Source organism: Natronoarchaeum sp. GCM10025321, from assembly GCF_042663585.1.
Lineage (GTDB): Archaea > Halobacteriota > Halobacteria > Halobacteriales > Natronoarchaeaceae > Natranaeroarchaeum.
The window spans coordinates 134819-151689 of sequence record NZ_JBHTAN010000006.1 but is presented as its reverse complement, the minus strand read 5'-3'; the positions used below and the strand labels follow the sequence as shown (position 1 = coordinate 151689).

General features: G+C 64.0%; 17 protein-coding genes. 5 read left to right on the top strand and 12 right to left on the bottom strand.

Annotated features, from left to right (window positions below):
* The first annotated feature begins 117 nt into the window (after positions 1-117).
* Positions 118-312: a cold-shock protein gene (locus tag ACFQL3_RS03470; protein ID WP_377051430.1), complete on the top strand. Its 195-nt coding sequence runs from the start codon at positions 118-120 to the stop codon at positions 310-312.
* Between the two features lie 119 nt (positions 313-431).
* Positions 432-656, top strand: a complete 225-nt coding sequence (locus tag ACFQL3_RS03465) for a DUF7573 domain-containing protein (protein WP_377051428.1) — start codon at positions 432-434, stop codon at positions 654-656.
* Here the strand turns inward: ACFQL3_RS03465 and ACFQL3_RS03460 are convergent, their stop codons facing one another.
* From ACFQL3_RS03460 to ACFQL3_RS03435, 6 genes are all read right to left on the bottom strand, one after another.
* On the bottom strand, positions 657-1433 hold the full coding sequence (locus ACFQL3_RS03460; RefSeq protein WP_377051426.1) for an endonuclease/exonuclease/phosphatase family protein: 777 nt from the start codon (positions 1431-1433) through the stop codon (positions 657-659).
* Positions 1434-1472: 39 nt separating this feature from the next.
* The gene (locus ACFQL3_RS03455) at positions 1473-2195 is read right to left on the bottom strand and encodes a YqjF family protein (RefSeq protein WP_377051424.1); all 723 of its coding nucleotides are present in this window, start codon (positions 2193-2195) and stop codon (positions 1473-1475) included.
* Positions 2196-2233: 38 nt separating this feature from the next.
* Positions 2234-3136: an RNA-guided pseudouridylation complex pseudouridine synthase subunit Cbf5 gene (locus ACFQL3_RS03450; protein WP_377051422.1), complete on the bottom strand. Its 903-nt coding sequence runs from the start codon at positions 3134-3136 to the stop codon at positions 2234-2236.
* A 3-nt stretch (positions 3137-3139) separates the two neighbouring features.
* On the bottom strand, positions 3140-3715 hold the full coding sequence (cmk, locus tag ACFQL3_RS03445) for a (d)CMP kinase (protein ID WP_377051420.1): 576 nt from the start codon (positions 3713-3715) through the stop codon (positions 3140-3142).
* Positions 3716-3785: 70 nt separating this feature from the next.
* Positions 3786-4688 (bottom strand): DUF106 domain-containing protein, encoded by a 903-nt coding sequence (locus ACFQL3_RS03440; RefSeq protein ID WP_377051418.1) that lies wholly within the window; start codon positions 4686-4688, stop codon positions 3786-3788.
* A 96-nt stretch (positions 4689-4784) separates the two neighbouring features.
* Entirely contained in the window at positions 4785-5420 is a 636-nt protein-coding gene (locus ACFQL3_RS03435) for an adenylate kinase (protein ID WP_377051416.1), read from the bottom strand.
* 77 nt (positions 5421-5497) lie between these two features.
* Between ACFQL3_RS03435 and ACFQL3_RS03430 the strand changes: the two genes are divergently transcribed.
* On the top strand, positions 5498-5896 hold the full coding sequence (locus ACFQL3_RS03430; RefSeq protein WP_377051414.1) for a hypothetical protein: 399 nt from the start codon (positions 5498-5500) through the stop codon (positions 5894-5896).
* Positions 5897-5980: 84 nt separating this feature from the next.
* Entirely contained in the window at positions 5981-6397 is a 417-nt protein-coding gene (locus ACFQL3_RS03425; RefSeq protein WP_377051412.1) for a VOC family protein, read from the top strand.
* 3 nt (positions 6398-6400) lie between these two features.
* Here the strand turns inward: ACFQL3_RS03425 and ACFQL3_RS03420 are convergent, their stop codons facing one another.
* The 3 genes from ACFQL3_RS03420 to ACFQL3_RS03410 all read right to left on the bottom strand — a co-directional run bounded on the left by ACFQL3_RS03420 (position 6401) and on the right by ACFQL3_RS03410 (position 11367).
* Positions 6401-9061: a DEAD/DEAH box helicase gene (locus ACFQL3_RS03420; protein ID WP_377051410.1), complete on the bottom strand. Its 2661-nt coding sequence runs from the start codon at positions 9059-9061 to the stop codon at positions 6401-6403.
* A gap of 1 nt (position 9062) precedes the next feature.
* On the bottom strand, positions 9063-10559 hold the full coding sequence (locus ACFQL3_RS03415) for a ribonuclease H-like domain-containing protein (RefSeq protein ID WP_377051408.1): 1497 nt from the start codon (positions 10557-10559) through the stop codon (positions 9063-9065).
* Positions 10560-10671: 112 nt separating this feature from the next.
* Positions 10672-11367, bottom strand: a complete 696-nt coding sequence (locus tag ACFQL3_RS03410; RefSeq protein ID WP_377051406.1) for a hypothetical protein — start codon at positions 11365-11367, stop codon at positions 10672-10674.
* Positions 11368-11551: 184 nt separating this feature from the next.
* Here ACFQL3_RS03410 and ACFQL3_RS03405 point away from each other — a divergent pair, with 184 nt between their 5' ends.
* Positions 11552-12934 (top strand): APC family permease, encoded by a 1383-nt coding sequence (locus tag ACFQL3_RS03405; protein WP_377051404.1) that lies wholly within the window; start codon positions 11552-11554, stop codon positions 12932-12934.
* Positions 12935-13425: 491 nt separating this feature from the next.
* Here the strand turns inward: ACFQL3_RS03405 and ACFQL3_RS03400 are convergent, their stop codons facing one another.
* From ACFQL3_RS03400 to ACFQL3_RS03390, 3 genes are all read right to left on the bottom strand, one after another.
* On the bottom strand, positions 13426-14133 hold the full coding sequence (locus ACFQL3_RS03400) for a universal stress protein (RefSeq protein ID WP_377051402.1): 708 nt from the start codon (positions 14131-14133) through the stop codon (positions 13426-13428).
* Positions 14134-14188: 55 nt separating this feature from the next.
* Positions 14189-14956 (bottom strand): Lrp/AsnC family transcriptional regulator, encoded by a 768-nt coding sequence (locus tag ACFQL3_RS03395; protein ID WP_377051400.1) that lies wholly within the window; start codon positions 14954-14956, stop codon positions 14189-14191.
* 287 nt (positions 14957-15243) lie between these two features.
* Entirely contained in the window at positions 15244-16806 is a 1563-nt protein-coding gene (locus ACFQL3_RS03390; RefSeq protein WP_377051398.1) for a sulfatase, read from the bottom strand.
* Positions 16807-16871: the final 65 nt, after the last annotated feature.

Here is a 16871-nt window from a genome sequence, read left to right as displayed (position 1 = left end):
CTCCGGGGAAACTGTATAGTATCTACACGGTTGTTTCTGATAGAAGGGAGTGTCTCGACGGGGTAAGTAGGCAACTCCGCAACCATTATGAGTCTCGGTAGTCTCGATGTAGTCGCTATGGCAGAAGGTACGGTCGATTTCTTCAACGACACAGGCGGTTACGGCTTCATCGAGACTGAGGACGCGGACGAGGACGTCTTCTTCCACATGGAAGATATCGGCGGCCCCGACCTCGAAGAGGGACAGGAACTGGAATTCGAAATCGAACAGGCACCCAAAGGGCCGCGCGCGACCGAAGTCACCCGACTGTAAGTCGCTGCCGCAGTTCTGACGGTTTTTGACGCCGACGCGCTCGTCGGCGTCGCTGCTACCCCTGAGCGGCGGCCTCGCCGCGCGAAACGGTTTTGTAGCACTACCGAGTAGCGACGGCCGTGCCAGAAGATTCGTCGCTGACGGAGTTTGTCGAGACGGACGGCCAGTCGGAGGGCGAGAAAGAGGGCGACGCCGACAAGCCAGCGCGCGACGAGACGTCGCCGGCAACCGTCACCTACGCGTGGGACGACGCGGGAGGAGAGTGTGCGGCCTGTGGCGAGGCGGTTACGAAACGGTGGACCGGAGAGGAGGGGATGGTCTGTGCGGCCTGCAAGACCTGGTAGCTACCGGTCTTCGTACCGCAGTTCGGCCAGTACGGGCAGGTGATCGGACGGATACCGGTGCCGGCGGTCCGTCTCCGAACAGGTGCCACACTGCCGGACTGATAGGGGGCCATCGACGAACACGTGATCGATGATCCAGTCGGGATGGAGCGAACCGAAATCCGTCCGCGTCGTGTGGGGACCGAACGGAGGCAGTTCGCTCGCGGATCGAGCATCGCGAACCCCGGCGTCGACGAGTCGTCGATACGGTGGGGAGTCGGCCTCGCAGTTGAAATCGCCGGTCAGAATCGTCGGATCGTCGCCGTCAAGTCGTCGAGCGAGCAGGGACGCCGCTTCGCGCCGTGCTCGCTCACCCTTGTGTGCGAAATGCGTGTTACAGTGGGTGAGCGTCCGCCCAGTTTGTTCGTCGCGAAGCCGAAGCCGGGTCGCGATCCGGGGGAGTTCGGCGTCCCAGCCGACGCTACCAGGATTCTCGGGCGTCTCGGAGAGCCAGAGCGTCTCCCGGTCCAGCACCGAGAACCGGTCCCGCCTGAACCCGATCGGTGAGCGCTCACCGCCGCCATCGGCGTTCCGCCCCCGGCCAACGATTTCGTACGCCGGAAGCCGCTCGCGCAGATCGGTTAGCTGGTGGGGAAGCGGTTCCTGAAACCCGACGAGAGCCGGACGGCGAGAGCGGACGATATCCGCGACGGCATCCCGGCGCTCGTCCCAGACGTCGTCGCCGTCCCCGGGCGTGTCGTACCGGACGTTGTAGCTCATAGTCCAGAGAGCGGTCATGTCAGGGTGTCCGTTCGGCCGGATCAAATGTCTCTCGACTCAGAGCCGCTGGACCCGGCCTGCCGTGACGTCGATCCCGGGGCCGTACTGACAGATCGGCTCCCCCTCGGGCATCTCGAACCCGGCGGCCTCGAACAGGTCGTTGCGGTCGAACTCCGCCTCGGCGTCCCGCAGGGTCCACGGTTCGTGCGCGATATCGCCAGCATAGAGCTGATCGCCACCGATATCGACTGACGGAAGCCTGTCCTGGCCGACCGCGTAGAACCGATAGCGCTCGGTCAGAAACGCTTCCAGCGTACCCGGTTCGGGTTGGTGTGGCTCCCCGACTGCCCGATACTCGGCGTCGAACGATGCGGGCGGGACGCCGTCGTGAGTGCGTCGACTTCTGAATCGGACATTCTCGGACGTACGAGAGACATCCATCTCCGCGCGGTAGTACGGCAGACCGAACAGTTTGCGGGCGATGGGGACGCCGATCCGGTCGTCGGCGTCGAGATTGTAGAAGTAGATCCCCGGCGGCCCATCCTCGTGGGTGACGTAGGTGCGCAGGTTCAACTCGGGGAAGGAAAGGCCGAACGGGACGCCGCTCGGGCTAATGTCGCTCATGACGAACGCGACGACGCTCAGATAGGCGTCACCCTCGAACAGGTCGACGTCGAGGCCGTCGGGAAGCGTCGGTCGGACCATAGCGGGGTCGACGGGCCAGTGTGCAAAGAGCACGTCCTCCCAGCGCATCGAGAGGGCGCGCGGTTTGTCGGACATACGAGAGCGTTAGGACGCCGGCCTCTGAAACCTGTCGTCTAGACGAGAACGCGTTCGAGTTCGACGACGACGCCGTCTTCCGCCTCGACATCTCCGGTCAGGCGTCCGAGACAGACCGCCGCGTCGTCGGGCGTATAACACGTGACCAGCGGTTCCGCTTCCTGGTCCCGTACGCCCTCGGCACCGAGCACGCCGGGCGCGTACACCGGTGCTCCCTCTGCGACTTCGCGGGCCGCCGACTCGGCGATAGTCACGCGGGGGAGGTGGGTAAGTGCGCGCTCGGCGGGCGAGACGACCTCGCGTAGCGGGCCGTCGTCGCCCTCGTCGAGTTCGGCAAGCGCGTCGACGAGGTCGTGCATCGTCTGCAGGTCGGTGTCGTCGAACGGATCGGTCGCCGAGCGGCGGAGATGGCCCATGTGTGCGCCCGTCCCCAGCGCCAGACCGATGTCGTGGCAGAGTTTGCGGACGTACGTACCGCTCTCACAGCGGATCCGCAAGAGCGCCTGTCGGGGTTCGACTTCCAGCAGTTCGAGGTCGTAGACCTCGCGGACTCGAAGCCGCCGGGAGACGGCGCTTTTCTTCGGCGGTTTCTGGTAGAGTCTGTTCTCGAACTCGGAGACGACGGCCTCGATATCGCTCGGGGCATCGTCGTGGAGTTCGAGCACTGCGATGTACTCCTTGCTCCCTTCGAGAAACACCTGTGCAAGCCGGGTCGCATCGCCGAGCAGGACGGGCAAACAACCGGTCACTTTCGGGTCGAGCGTCCCCGCGTGGGCGGCACCCCACTCGCCGGCGTACTCGTCCTCCGGGACGTGCTCGCCGACCGCATCCCGGAGCCAGCCAGTCACCTGATGGGCCGAGGGACCCGGTGGCTTGTCGAGATTGACGACCCCGAAGCTAAGCAACTCGGCGGGCGTCCGTTCTGCTGGGGGGCCACGCATGAGTCAGAACTCGTAATCTGCGTCGACCCGTAGCTTGCCTTCGTCGCTATCCTCGTCGTACCCCTCGACGCCTTCGACGAGCAGGGTAAAGACCGTATCCTCGTCCCAGCGTGCAGTGTTGATACTCAGGTCGTAGATCGACAGGTCGGAGATATCGATATTGTAGTAGTCGAGATACCGTTCGTGCTCGCTGGCCTCGCGTTCTTCGGTCTCGGTCTCGGCCTGCTCGACGGGTTTCCCCTCGCGGTCGGCGATCCGGGCCGCACGGACCGACAGCGGCGCGTCGAGCCAGATCCGAACGTCGGCCTCGTCGGCGGCGAGCCAGCCCGAAAGGCGGGATTCCAGCAGGACGTCGTCGCGTTCATGGGCGATCTGCTGTAGTCGCCGGTCGAGGTCGCGATCGATCTCGTCGTCCTCCTCGGCTAGCTCGTTGAACTCTGCGAGGGTGTAGCCCCGTTCCTCGGCCAGCGAACGGAAGATATCGCCGCCACTGACGTGCTCGATGCCGAACTCCGCTGCGAGCGCCGCTGCGGTGGTACTCTTCCCGCTCCCCGGTGGACCGGAGACTGTTAGTAACATATCCTATCTGAGCGACTGCCGGTAAAAGAGGTTATGAACTTCGATGACGAGGCGAGGGGAGTCGGGAGGTCTACGACGGCGTCGTGTTGATGTTCAGCGACTTCCGGATCAGCTGGGTGAAGCCCAGCGAGCACAGGAAGTACCAGACGATCCAGGACTGCATCGGACCGACGAGCCCCGACGAGAGCGTCACTTCGCCGGCGATGGGCATGATCATCGTCTGCTCGGCCGCCGTCAGCTGGCCCGCATTGACCGCCCAGTAGATCCAGAGGAAGATGGGGATAGTAAGCACCATGATCCAGACCATCGGACGGAACTGCTCTTTGAACATCCCGATCTGGTCGCCCATGGCGTCCATCTGCTCCTCCTGGATGCGTTCGAGAGCCTCGTCGTCGCCGCGTTCTTTGGCCTCTTCGCGGCGATCCTGTAGCTCCTGCATCTGATCCTGATACTTCGACATCTTGTCCATGTCCATCAGGTTTGCCTGCAGGATCGTCGAGTACATCCCGGTCAGCATCGCGGCGATCAGGATCACCGCGTAGAACGGGAGCACGGCGTCGATTGGGCCGAGGAAGATGTTGATCGTTCCGCCGATCAGGTCCCGGACCGGGTTGAAGTAGTATCCAACCATCATCGCGACCGTTGCAACGCCGGCCATCTTGTCCCACTGGGTCCAGGAGCTCTCTTCTTCGACTTCGGGAGTCTCCTCGTCCGGGAGCGAGATATCACCGTTATCGTCGATAACTTCCTCGACGCCGTCGGGATCGGAGAACTCGAACCCGCCGTCGCTACTCCTGAGGACACCCTTCTCGATCAGGCGGCCCCACTGGCCGCTGGTAACGTCGCGTTCGACGTCGGTCCACCTGACCTCGCCGCCGTTCTCGTCGGCGGCCCGCTTGATCGCCGCGAGGGCATCGGCGAAACTCTCGTCTTCTTCGACGAGAGTCTCTACTTTCTCCGCTGTCCGAACCATTTGCTATCTTCTAGGAGGGGAGGGGTATTCAACAGTTGTGATCGTAGGGAGCGGTCCACAGGAGAAAGTGCTCGAGGGGGACCACTCTGCGCGTGGTCAGACCGCGTCCTCGATTGTCGCTTCGACTGCTTCCCAGACCTCGTCGGGAGTTCCTTCGCCGTCGATACGGACGAGATCGCCCTCGTCTTCGTAATGGTCGATCACCGGCTGAGTGTTCTCCTCGAAGACGCGCAGGCGCTCGCGGACGGTCTCTTCGGTGTCGTCCTCGCGCTGGACGAGACGCTCGCGGATCTCCTCGTCGTCGGGCATATCGAACTCGGTGTGGTAGATGTCGCCCGTCTCGGGATCCATACGTCGGCCTGTGAGTCGGCGGACGAGTTCCTCGGTACCGACGTCGAGTAGCAATACGGCGTCAAGGTCGGTGATGTCCGAGAGATACTCTGCCTGATCGAGGTTGCGCGGGTAGCCGTCGAGCACGTAGCCGTCGGCCTCCTGCAGCGCCGTCTTGACGATCTCGTTGACGACCTCGTCGGGGACGAGTTCCCCGGCGTCCATATACTCGCCCGGCGTATCGTACTCCGTATCGAGATGGCTGATATCCATCTCCTTGTTCGCGCGCAGTGCGTCGCCCGTCGTGACGTGTTCGACGTCGAACTCCTCGGTGATTCGTGCGCTCTGTGTACCTTTCCCTGCCCCGGGTGCGCCGAGTAGCAGTACGTTTGGACTGGCCATACTGAAAGAACAGCCTCCCGATGTAAAGCTTTGAAGAAACCGTTCCGCCTTTGAGAGCCTATCTCGAACGCACGGGTATGACCAGATTCGATGCCGAGACGCCCAAAGACCGCCGCGCGCTCGCGGAGGACGCCATCGCCGCCCATCGAGAGCGCGACAGCGCCTTCCTGACCCTCGAAGCGGAGCTACCGGCGGAGACGACCGACGAAGACGCCGTAGCGCCGTGGATCCAGCTTGCAGAGGACACGCTGAACCTCGACTGTACGGACACTGAGCTCGACCGGCTCAAATCCCTCCTCGACGAGTACCCCTCCTTCACAGTCGACGAACTCGTCCGGCCCGAAGAGGCCGAAGGGACGAACGCCCGCATACTCGCCCGGACCGACGACGAGCGTATCGCCCAGTTCGTCGAGGACGCCTTCCGGCAGGTGTACGAACAGGACGAGGAGTACCTGCTCTGGGCCGCGGGAGTCTGAGTCGCCCGGCAGGCGGTCGTCGCCGGCGATTCCTTGCCGGGGTCGGACGACGGGCTTTTGCGACGCGCGAGCGCCTTTATGTGTATGCCCGCGACCGCACATCACGTCGGTATCACCGTATCGGATCTCGACCGCGTCGTCCCGTTCTACCGCGACGTGCTCGGACTAGACCTCCGCACGCGGTTTTCCGTCTCCGGAGAGGCGTTTGCGACCGGCGTCGGCGTCGAGGGCGCGACCGGGTCGTTCGCCCATCTGGACGCCGACGGGATCCGGATCGAACTCGTCGAGTACGAACCGGAGGGGACGGCCGTCGACGACGCCGCGCTCAACCGCCCCGGCGCGACGCATCTGGGACTGGACGTCGAGGACCTCGATGCGTTCTACGAGGACCTCCCCGAGGACGTCGAGACGATCAGCCCGCCCCAGACGACAGAGAGCGGGACGCGGATCTGCTTTCTGCGCGACCCGGAGAACAATCTCGTCGAGATCCTGGAGCAGTAGGGATCACGCGTAAAACAGCGCCGGCCGCCGCTCGGACTCCTCGCCATCAGGGAGGTCGGCCCGCGTCCGGTCGCCGATGAGGTGCTCGAAGACGTCGATGGCGGATTCACGAAGCAGTGGGGCGTTGTCGTTCCCGCAGTTCTCCGAGTACGTGCAGGCCGGACAGCCGTCGGGACGGCCGCACTCGCAGTTGCGGAGTTGATCGCGTGCGTGCGCGGCGAGCGTCTCGAACTCCTCGTAGATAGCGCGGGCAAAGCCGATCCCGCCCTCGACGCCATCGTAGATGAACCAGCCCGAGGCGGTGCCGGTAGAGCCCTCGGCACGATCCGCGATAACGGCCTCGACGGCGTCAAGCGAACGCTCCGCGGTCGCACCGAGTTCGTCGTGCTCGGGGCTGGCGTAGTGGCTATCAAGGACGAGCGTCGAGAGGCCGCCCAGATCACCCTGATCGACGAGTAGCTCCAGCGGTGCGGTCTTGATCATCGCGTGTTCGGCGGCGTGGAGGCCAGCAACGTAGCCGATCTGGGGCGCACCCGCGCGCTCGGCGTCGACACCCGTCTCTGTCCCGTACTCCCGGTACGTTTCGAGCAGGCCGCGCTCGACGTCCTCGGACACCTCGACCCAGCAGAGTTGGGTCTCCATCCTGATCGGCGGGCGGTCGGTCGGAAGCAGCCGCTCTTTTGGCTCGTTCGACTCGACGTACACCTGATCGTAGGAGTGGTGATGGACGAGCACGGTTCCAGTGCCGAAATGCAGCGTGAAGCCGTTGACCTCGCGCGAGCGCTCCGACTCGGCGTCGACGACGTTCACGTCGGAAAGCGTCCGCGTGTAGTACTCCCGGTCGACCGGTTCGAGTTCGACGACTGGCTGGGGCCGGTCGTCGTGGATCGCCGTCACCTCGAACTGCTGGCCGTCGAATAGCCGTACCGCCCCCTCGTGGTAGTCGCGGAAGGCGCGGTTTCGCGCGACGTTCTCGGCGTCGAAGTCGCCGACTGCGGCCTCATCGACGTCGTCAGTCAGTCGGAGTTCGTACTCGTCGCCGCCGGTGCCGTAGATGCTCACCTCGGTCTGAGGGCGGCGCGCGCCGGCGTAGTGGACCACAGCGTCGAGATAGCCCGTGAGGCGGCCAGCGCGTCGCCACATCTCGACGCCCGAGCGGAGTCGCTCCTCGCTGGCGAAGCGCCCGATATCCGCCTCGTCGAGCGCGATTTCGTCGGCCGCACAGAGCAGGTGCTGGGCGAAGACGGCGTCGTTGTCGGTGTCGACGACGGCGTCCTCGACGTCGGTATCGAGCAGATACTCGGGGTTGTCGACGACGTACTGGTCGAGCGTGCGGTGGTCGGCGACGAGGACGCCCACGCTCCGGGAGCCACCCCGCCCTGCACGGCCGATCCGCTGCCAGAACTGCTGGCGCTGGCCGGGATAGCCCAGCAAGACCACGCCGTCGAGGTCACCGATGTCGATGCCGAGTTCCAGCGCGGAGGTCGTCGCTAGCCCGGCGAGCGACCCGTTCTTGAACGAGGATTCGCGCTCCTGACGCGTGATCCGGCCCATCCCCGCGTTGTAGGCTTCGAGCGAGGGAAGCGGCCCGTTCGTGGCCCGGTAGTAGCCCGGATGCTCGGAGCGGTGTTCCGCCGCGCGCCTGACCGCGATTTCGGTGAGCTTTCGGCTCGGACAGAAGAGTAGCGAGCCGATCCCATGGTAGGTGAGATGGTTCCAGAGCCGTGGCGCATCGACCGAGGCGGGCACCCGCGAGGTGATGCCGCCGTCGACGCCCGGTGCGGCCGGCGGGTCGTCCGCCGCGAAGGTTCCTTGCTCCTGCTCGCTCCCCGACGGCGGTGGGTTCCACAGCAACAGATCACGAGGGCCGCGTGGCGATCCGTCCTCGTCGACGACTGTCACTGGCTCGTCGAGCAGTTCCTCGGAATGCTCCTCGGGGTTGCCGATGGTCGCCGACGTCAGGACGTACTGCGGATCGCCGCCCCAGTGGGACACGACCCGGCGGAGCCGTCGGAGGATCCACGCGACGTGCATTCCCTGGACGCCGGTGTGGGTGTGGGACTCGTCGAGAACCACGAGGTCCAGACCCGAGTAAAAGCGGCTCCAGCGGTCGTGATCGTGGAGATACGTACTCACGCCCATCGGATTCGTCAGGATCACGTCCGCGCGCTCTCTGATCTCCCGGCGCTCGCTCTGGGGGGTATCGCCGTCGTAGCGCGCGACGCGGACGTCGAGTCCCATCTCGTCGTAGCGGTCGGCCAGACTCTCGCGCTGATCGCCCGCGAGCGCCTTCGTCGGATAGATACACAGCGCGGTCGCGTCGGCGTCGCCGGTCCGGGAGCCGTCCGGCGCGAGCACGCCCGCATCGAGGAGGTTCCGGGCGATCTGGAGGGCGTACACGTCGGTCTTGCCGGAGGAGGTCGACGTGGCGACGGTGACGTTCTCGTCCCTGTCGAGCGCGTTTAGCGCGTCGGCCTGATGGCGAAACGGCTCGAAGGGGTAGCGCTCGGCGAGCGTCGGGCGCAACACCTCGCCGGACGGGACGGTGTCGGCCTCGCGTGCCGGAAGCGGCCGGTACGTGATCGAGTCGGAATCGAGCCAGACGCCCTCGCGCGGGAACGTCGCAATCAGGCGCTCGACGTCGATAGTGGAGTGGTGAGTCATATCAGAAATCCGTGAGTCCGGTCTGCTGGCCGCCCGAATCGGTCGCACTGTCGCTCGGGTCGCGGCGTCTGGCGTCCTCGATTGCCTGCCAGACGTGCCAGAGCGCCCGGCAGTCGTCCTCGCAGTAGCGCTCGTGACGCGTCCAGTCGGGTTCCGCGGCCGGGTCGGCGGGTGCGCGCATGAACCGCTGGTAGGCCGCGGCGGTCTGTGCGCCAGTTAGTCCCGTCTCGCCGCCCGCGTAGCCGAGGGCCCGCGCCACGTCGTCGAGTTTGTTCGTCCGGCCGGGGAGGAGCGCGTTCCCGTCCCGCACCCCCCACGAGTACAGGTCGTGTTTCCAGAGATCCTGCCACGCCTCGACGTACTCCGGGGCGTGCTGGCGCACGAACTGTTCGATCACAGGGTAATCGAAGCCGTCGCCGTTCCACGTCAGTATCGTCCGCTCGGCGTGGCTGGCGAACAGGTGATCGCAGAACTGCCGGACGTTCCGGCCCGGCTCGCTCGGCGTTTCGTCCTCGATGAAGGCAGTGTACTCGTCGGTCTCCGGGTCGTAGATGCCGAACTGCCAGACGACCGTCGGCGAGAGGCCGTCGGTCTCGATGTCGAGACAGATCGGCTGCCGGCCGTTCCGCAGGGCCGGGAGCGACACGTTGGTGAGTCGCAGGGGATCGCCCGTCTCGATGACTTCGGCGTGGGCGTGCATCCGTTCCGCGGAGTCGCGGCCGACGCCGGACAGATCGGCGAGCGTAGCGACCGGCGTCTCGGCGAGTCCGGAGCGCGTCGTGATCCCCTGCTGGTGCAGGCTGGCTTCCGTCTTCGCGCCGACGCCGTGGATCGCCCGGAGGCCGAAACTGTCGGCGTCGACTGACTCCCCGGCGACCGCGCCGCTCGCCGTACAGGAGAGCAACGTGAGTCGCGATCCGTCCGCGCCGCCGCCCATTCCGTGGACCGTCACTGGCTCTCCGCCGCCAGTGTCCCAGGGATGGTGGTAGTTCGCGGGCTGGCGTCCTGCGAGCACGATCAGCGGGCCCGACAGGACGTTTCGGATCTCGGCCAGCGCATCGAGGTGGGGCAACCGCGCCGTCAGCGTCGTCGGATCGTGCTGGACGGCGAGATCCGGGACGACGAGCACCGTCGGCAAGTCCTCGGCGGCGTCCTCGCCGTTCGGCAGGATCTCGTCGATCTCGGAGAGGACGCTCCTCTCGCGGACTGAAACGAGTTCGTGGGTCGCAGTCGTCGGGTCGACCGCCGCTTGATCGACGACTTCGCCCTCCGGGGTGCGTCTGTGGTGTCCGACGTGGCCCGTCCCGGCCCGCGGAGCGATCACCGGAACCGTAGCGACCTTGCGAACGCCGCCGTACAGTTCCGGATCGAACTCGCCGGGCAGACAGACCGCGTCGGAATCGAAGTACGCCAGCGCGTCCTCGATGGCGGTTCGAGAGAGACGATGTCCCGCGTGGGCAGGAATCGAAAGGAGATCGAACGAGGAATCGCCGGCCATTGGACTCGGAGAGGGGCCGGAGAGAAAATAAACCTGCGGACGACAGGCCGGTCGTCGCTCGGACGGATGCCCGATCAGCACCGATCGGTCGGTGCTGGATGGTTCGCCTCAGTCACGGTGTCGCGAGGTGTTCGACCGCTGCCGTGGGGCCGACGTACTCCACCGTTTCCGTTTCGTAGTCGACGTCGACGACGCCGTTCTCGGTGAGCGTCGGGAGTATCTCCTCGTACAGGAGCGTCTCGACCTCCGCGTCATCGTCAGGGAACGCGGCCGTCTCCTTGTCGGCAAGGCGGTGAGCGAGCACGGGAATCGGGAGTGCAAGCGTCGTCGTATCGGCGATAGCCGCAGCGACATCCCAGCGCCGGCGGAGCGTTCGACCATCACCGCCGAGCAGTGCCAGGAGCGAGCGAATCGCGTCGGGATCCGCAGGCTCCTCGTCGAAGACGCCCTCGAGTTCGCGGCGGATCCGCGAGCGGCGGCTGATACCGAACGCGAGTCCGATTGCTAGGCCGAGCAGTGACAGATACTCGAAGAAGAACGCCGGATCGGCGAGGTTGACCTGTTCGGTAAGCTGATGCAGGTAGAGCCCACCGCCGATCAGATCCGCACCGACGATGCCGGCCACGCTCCAGGCGAGGATAACCCACAGATCGGTCGTGTCGTAGGAACTCCCTGCCAGTCGGTACGCGCCGAACACTATTGCGAAGGACACGGCTGCCACGACGATCAGTTCGACCTGCCACCAGACCGCCGATTCTCGATGGGTTAGCAGAAAGCCGATCGCTAATGCACCGAGGAGCGCTCCCATAAGCCCTATAAACCCCGCGGGGACCGATCGGCCGATTCGACTGTAGTTTCGTGTGTGTGTCGTTGCCATCGTGTCACCTGTCACTCCCAACTACACTGCCCTGAGTTATAAGTAGTTTGGATACCCCGTTATTCAGGAATCCGAAATAAATATAAGATCGGGTATATTAAGTGAGGGTGAGCACATGGTGGGACACGATCTGGATCGGAGTCTGGGACTTTATTCGACGATGATGATTAGTATGGGGGCGATGATCGGGAGTGGGATCTTCGTCCTTCCGGCGCTTGGATACAAGAAAGCCGGGCCAGCCGTTATTCTTGCGTACGTGTTGTCGGCAATCATCGTACTGCCAGCCGCACTATCGAAATCGGAGATGGCAACGGCGATGCCCGAGTCAGGCGGGACGTATCTCTACATCGACCGAGCGCTCGGGCCGCTGTTCGGTACTATCGCGGGAATCGGTGCCTGGTTCTCGCTAGCGTTCAAGAGTTCGTTTGCGCTCGTTGGACTCGGCGCGTATCTCCTGTTGTTCGCACCGATCTCACAAGGGGCGGTTCAGTTCATCGCGCTCGCTCTGGCCGCGCTGGTCATCATCCTCAACATTTCGGGGACGAAACTGAGCGGCCGGGTGCAGGCGGTCATCGTCAGCCTCGTCGTTGTCGGTCTTACAGCGTATACGCTCAACGGCGGGCTGGTCGGCGATACGTCCGCTTTCACGCCGTTCTTCCCCGATGGCGGCGGCGGCATCATCACCGCAGCGGCGTTCGTCTTCGTCTCCTTCGCAGGCGTGACCAAGATTGCTGCCGTCGCTGAAGAAGTGAAAGATCCTGGAAAGAACCTGCCCCGAGCGATGCTGGGATCAATGGCGATAATGACGGTCATCTACGTACTTGTCGTAGCCGCAATCATCGCACTGGCCGACCCCGAGGTGCTGAAACACGGCGGTCCCGGCGGAAGCGCATCGCTGACACCGCTGGCAGAGGGGGCGGACGCATTGTTCGGCGGCTTCGGCGTTGTCATCATCTCCGTGATCGCAGTGGTGGCCCTCATCAGCATGGCCAACGCCGGCGTGCTTTCGTCTTCACGGTTCCCGCTCGCTATGAGTCGTGACAAACTGCTTCCGCCACAGCTAGAACGGATCGACGAGCGGTTCAAGACGCCGCGGAACTCCGTGTTGCTCACGGGGACGGTGCTGTTCTTGCTGATCGCGTTCGTGCCGGTGATCGAACTGGCAAAACTGGCGAGCGCGTTCCAGATCCTCGTCTTCTCGATTTCGAACTTTGCACTGATTGCGTTCCGCGAAGCGGACCTGCCCTCGTACGACCCCGAGTTCGTCGCCCCGGGCTATCCGTTCGTGCAGATCTTCGGAATCCTGGCCGGACTCGGCCTCCTCACGCAGATGGGGCTGGTCCCGATACTCGGTACTGTCGGGATCACGAGCGCCGGTGTCGTGATCTACTTCGCCTACGGTCGATCCCGCACTGACAGGACGGGAGCGATCGGAACGATCATTCAGCGGCGTCGCGGAGACGAAGAAGGGGCGACAGTCGTTCCCGAGTCGGAGTAATCGCCTTCAGAAAGCGAGGACGACACTCGCAGGGCGGTCGTATTCACACAGGTCGGCAGTTTTCCGAACGGTTCCCGCTCAGTAGTTTCTACAGAGAAAACAGGCAGAGTGCCTCGGGGCTTGCCCCCGAGGGTGAATGCCGTCACGATATGCCATAATTATAACTATTCCGAACTATAACACACAGACAACGGCCAGAAACAACCCCTCAAAGTATGGAATTGAAGACCTCAATTCCTTTGCTGGCCGTTCGGTTGCTGGAAATGCGACTCCTCTCAAAACCCGCTACTGGCGGTGAGACGGGAGTTGTCGTGTCGTGGTGGAGCGACAGACCCTCACGGACACATCGGCGTGTTCGGGTGTTACTTCCAGCCGACCCCTCACGGGGAAGGTCGAGGGGAATTAAATTCGCCTGCGGGTGCAGGGCAGTCCAAGACGGCGAAGCCCCGGGGCTTGACCCCGAGGTACTTCACGAGAGGAGTCCTACTCAGTCAGTAGTCGCGGCGAACGACGATCACCGGATCGCGAGTCTCGTTGGCGATCCGATCCGGAAGCGAGCCGAATAGACGGTCGCCAAGTCGCGATTCGGCCTCGTACATCACGACCGCGTCGTACTCGTCGGCCACCCGAAGGATCTCGTCGTCGTGTTCTTGCCCCTCGACGACGCGCGTGTCGACCTCGCTCGGATCGAACCCGGCATCGATCAGTTGGTCGCGGATCTCTGTGACGAGTTCCTCGGCCTCCTCACGGCTCCCATCACTCTCGACGACGTGAAACAGCGTGATCTGCTGTGTCGAGTCCTCGCTAAGGAGACTGATGAACTTGGGAAGTCGGGTAACCTCGGCGGCGGCGGGGATCGGGACGAGGATCCGACGGATGTCGTCGGTCGGAGCGGGATCGAGTTCGGCGACGCAGCCCTCCTCCTCGGCTACCTGTTCGATCGCCGTCGCTCGGTCTTTCCCGAACACCAACCGCGTCCGGACGGATGCCCCCGCCTCGGCGAACTGCTCGGCTATCTCGTCGAGCGTCTCCTGTGCCTCCTCGCCGAACTGTTCGCTCGCCGACCGGGCCGGCGTCTGTTCAGGGAGGCCGTAGTGGCCCAGTACCACGACGTTCAGCGACGAGAGGTCCTCGATCAATACGGGCGACAGCGGTTCCGGATCCGGAAGTTCGAGCGGTACGAGAATCGTATCAACCATAGCGATACTTCGGACTCGAACGTGAAAAACGAGGGGCTTACGACGTCGGGACGGTTTATGATGGCGACGGATTCGTCGTATCGTCGGCGAGGAATGGTGCCAGCGGCCCGTTACTGTCGGCTTCCTCGGTCGGCAGGACGGTCACGACGTCGTTTGGCTGGAGCGTCGTCTCGTCGGGGGGATGAATAACCGACCCCTCGCGCTCGACAGAGATCACCACCGTCTCCGGAGAGAGCACACCCGCTTCCTGGGCTTCGACCGGCGACAGTCCCACGATCGGTGCATCCTCGGTGACACACACTTCGACGACGGACATCCCGTCGGCCAGTGTAACCGTATCGGTGACGGCCGACTCTTGATCGCCTTCGGGCAAGAACCCGGTGTACGGCGTGTGAAGTTCCGTCTGTAGTAGCTCCTCGTCCTCGATCTGGATGTCGAGTCCCGAGAGCGAACGGGCTATCTTCCGCAGGTCGCTCGTCTTTTCGCCGACGGCGACTACCTGAAGATCACGTCGGCCCGCCATCAGCACTCGCACATTGATGACACCCGGAATCGACCGCGCGGCCAGTGCCAGCCGTTCCCGTTCGTCGGCCGGCACCGTACACATAAAGACCGACGTGAGTCGGCCGCCAGCCTGCTCGAAGTCGATGATCGCCGTGTAGCCGCGTATCACGTCCTCTTCTTCGAGGCGCTCGATCCGGTTACGGATCGTTCCGGCGGAGACGTTCAGATCCTCCGCGATCATCGGTGCGGACGTGTTCCGTGCGTCCGTCATCAGCGCGTGGAGTATCTGATGGTCGATTTCGTCGAGTCGGTGGGTCATGACAGATCACGTCGCTGGGAGACCGAGAGACGGCGAACTGCCCGCCGGAGATCCACTCGCCATCGTCGAGACAGCGCGCTCGGTCGGTCGGAGAAACGCCGAGCCACAGTGTTTCTGTGGGGCTGATCGTCGGCGAAAACACCCTGTGAAATCATATCATAACGTAGCTACCAGAACGTAATATGGCTTGTCCTACACGGGTTTGGAAGGCGTCACAGCTATGACTCCCGAGAAACTGGCCGGGGGCACCCCATCGGTCGGTCCTCGATAAGGGGTAACGCCCGTCGTCACTCGAGATAGCCGAGTTCGCGCAATCGGTCGCGGGTCACCTCGTCGGCCTCGGCGAGCGCGTCTCGCCCAGTGGCGTCAGATTCGGCCGCCTCGTTCCAGGCCCCGCCGACGGCCTCCTCGAAGCGTGCTAGTGCCCGTTCAGTTTCGGCGACGACCGCGTCGTCCGCCGGATAAACCGGCAACTCTTCTTTCGGATATTCGTCGAGGCGATAGGCCTCGTCGGGGATGCGATCCGCGCGAACGTATTTCGCGTCGGGACGCCGTGCGGCACGGAATCGTGAATAGGCTCGATGAGACTCTGGGAGGTCGATACCCGCCTCGCTGGCTTTCTCTTCGAGGTGATGGAGTTCGATTACTGGCTGGGCGTACTCGACGAAGCCGTAGTCGCCGTCGCTCTTGCGGACTGCGCGCTGTCCGGGATCCGGATCGTCGCTTGCCCCGAAGTCGCGATATCGCTCCGAGAGGAGCGAGCGGGTCCGGTCGAGCGGTACCGGGTTTGCCTCCTCGCCCACGTCTCCGTCGTCCGGGTCGACGCCCAGCGCGTGCATGATCGAGTGATAACAGTCGAGCAACTCGACGAGGTCGTCCCGTCGGTCGGCGTCGAGCGCCGGATGTTTCACCAGCAGCGGAACGTTGATCAACTGCTCGTAGAGCGCGAACTCGTGGCCGTACAGGTCGTGTTCGCCGTGCAGTTCGCCGTGGTCGGCCGCGACGACGACTGTCGTCTCGTCCCATCGTCCAGTCTCGCGGAGCCAGTCGAATAGCCGTCCGAGTTCGGCGTCCATATGCGCGATTGTGGCGTCGTAGAGCCGCCGGATCGCGTTCCACTCCTCGTCGTCGATGTCGCGGGCACCGGCGTTGTACTCTTTGGAGTTCTGGCAGACATCGCCGGGATCGACATCGGGTGCGAACTCCTCGCGGTACTCCTCGGGGGGGTAGTACGGCAGGTGCGCATCCATCAGATTGATGAACGCGAACCAGCCCTCATCGCTCTCGTCGATAAACCGTTTCGTCCGATCGATCACCGTCGGTGTCTTCGAGTCCGCGCGCTCTCCGCTGGCCAGTTTGGCGTGGATCATCGCGCCGACTCTGACGATTGCCGACGCCAGTCGCCGGAGATACTCGCTGTCATTGATCGATTGCCACGCGGTGGCCAGCGGCCCCGAGAGCAGGTCGCCGGGTAGGACCTCGAAAAAGGAATCCTGCGCGTCGAAGCCGTCGGTGAGGCCCGTATAGGGAGTGATCCACGCGTTCGAGGAGTAACAGGCCGTGTCGTAGCCCGCCGCCGAGAGGGTCGACGCCAGACTGGTCGTTTCGTCGAGATACGGACTCTCCTGGTCCGCCCCGTGTTCGCTCGGATAGAGGCCGGTAAACAGCGACGCGTGGACCGGTAGCGTCCACGGTGCAGGGGCGACGGCCGACTCGAAGACCGTCGCCTCGTCGGCGAATCCCGACAGGTGTGGTGTCGTCCCTCTGGTGGAGCCATACGGTTCGAGAGCGTCTTTTCGGACCGTGTCGAGAATCACGAGGAGGACGTTCGACTGAGCGGCCGCGTCCATTACGAGTAGTACCTCAGCATCACTCAAAAATGAGGGGTGCCGGTGAGCAGCGCTCGGTTGCGTGT

What these genes read in the sequence shown, in the direction of transcription:
- ACFQL3_RS03400 (WP_377051402.1), bottom strand. Translation starts at nt 14,133, where the DNA reads ATGGTTGATACGATTCTCGTACCGCTCGAACTTCCGGATCCGGAACCG.
- ACFQL3_RS03430 (WP_377051414.1), top strand. Translation starts at nt 5,498, where the DNA reads ATGACCAGATTCGATGCCGAGACGCCCAAAGACCGCCGCGCGCTCGCG.
- ACFQL3_RS03470 (WP_377051430.1), top strand. Translation starts at nt 118, where the DNA reads ATGGCAGAAGGTACGGTCGATTTCTTCAACGACACAGGCGGTTACGGC.
- ACFQL3_RS03405 (WP_377051404.1), top strand. Translation starts at nt 11,552, where the DNA reads ATGGTGGGACACGATCTGGATCGGAGTCTGGGACTTTATTCGACGATG.
- ACFQL3_RS03415 (WP_377051408.1), bottom strand. Translation starts at nt 10,559, where the DNA reads ATGGCCGGCGATTCCTCGTTCGATCTCCTTTCGATTCCTGCCCACGCG.
- ACFQL3_RS03420 (WP_377051410.1), bottom strand. Translation starts at nt 9,061, where the DNA reads ATGACTCACCACTCCACTATCGACGTCGAGCGCCTGATTGCGACGTTC.
- ACFQL3_RS03440 (WP_377051418.1), bottom strand. Translation starts at nt 4,688, where the DNA reads ATGGTTCGGACAGCGGAGAAAGTAGAGACTCTCGTCGAAGAAGACGAG.
- ACFQL3_RS03450 (WP_377051422.1), bottom strand. Translation starts at nt 3,136, where the DNA reads ATGCGTGGCCCCCCAGCAGAACGGACGCCCGCCGAGTTGCTTAGCTTC.
- ACFQL3_RS03435 (WP_377051416.1), bottom strand. Translation starts at nt 5,420, where the DNA reads ATGGCCAGTCCAAACGTACTGCTACTCGGCGCACCCGGGGCAGGGAAA.
- ACFQL3_RS03455 (WP_377051424.1), bottom strand. Translation starts at nt 2,195, where the DNA reads ATGTCCGACAAACCGCGCGCCCTCTCGATGCGCTGGGAGGACGTGCTC.
- ACFQL3_RS03395 (WP_377051400.1), bottom strand. Translation starts at nt 14,956, where the DNA reads ATGACCCACCGACTCGACGAAATCGACCATCAGATACTCCACGCGCTG.
- ACFQL3_RS03460 (WP_377051426.1), bottom strand. Translation starts at nt 1,433, where the DNA reads ATGACCGCTCTCTGGACTATGAGCTACAACGTCCGGTACGACACGCCC.
- ACFQL3_RS03410 (WP_377051406.1), bottom strand. Translation starts at nt 11,367, where the DNA reads ATGGGAGCGCTCCTCGGTGCATTAGCGATCGGCTTTCTGCTAACCCAT.
- ACFQL3_RS03425 (WP_377051412.1), top strand. Translation starts at nt 5,981, where the DNA reads ATGCCCGCGACCGCACATCACGTCGGTATCACCGTATCGGATCTCGAC.
- cmk (WP_377051420.1), bottom strand. Translation starts at nt 3,715, where the DNA reads ATGTTACTAACAGTCTCCGGTCCACCGGGGAGCGGGAAGAGTACCACC.
- ACFQL3_RS03390 (WP_377051398.1), bottom strand. Translation starts at nt 16,806, where the DNA reads ATGGACGCGGCCGCTCAGTCGAACGTCCTCCTCGTGATTCTCGACACG.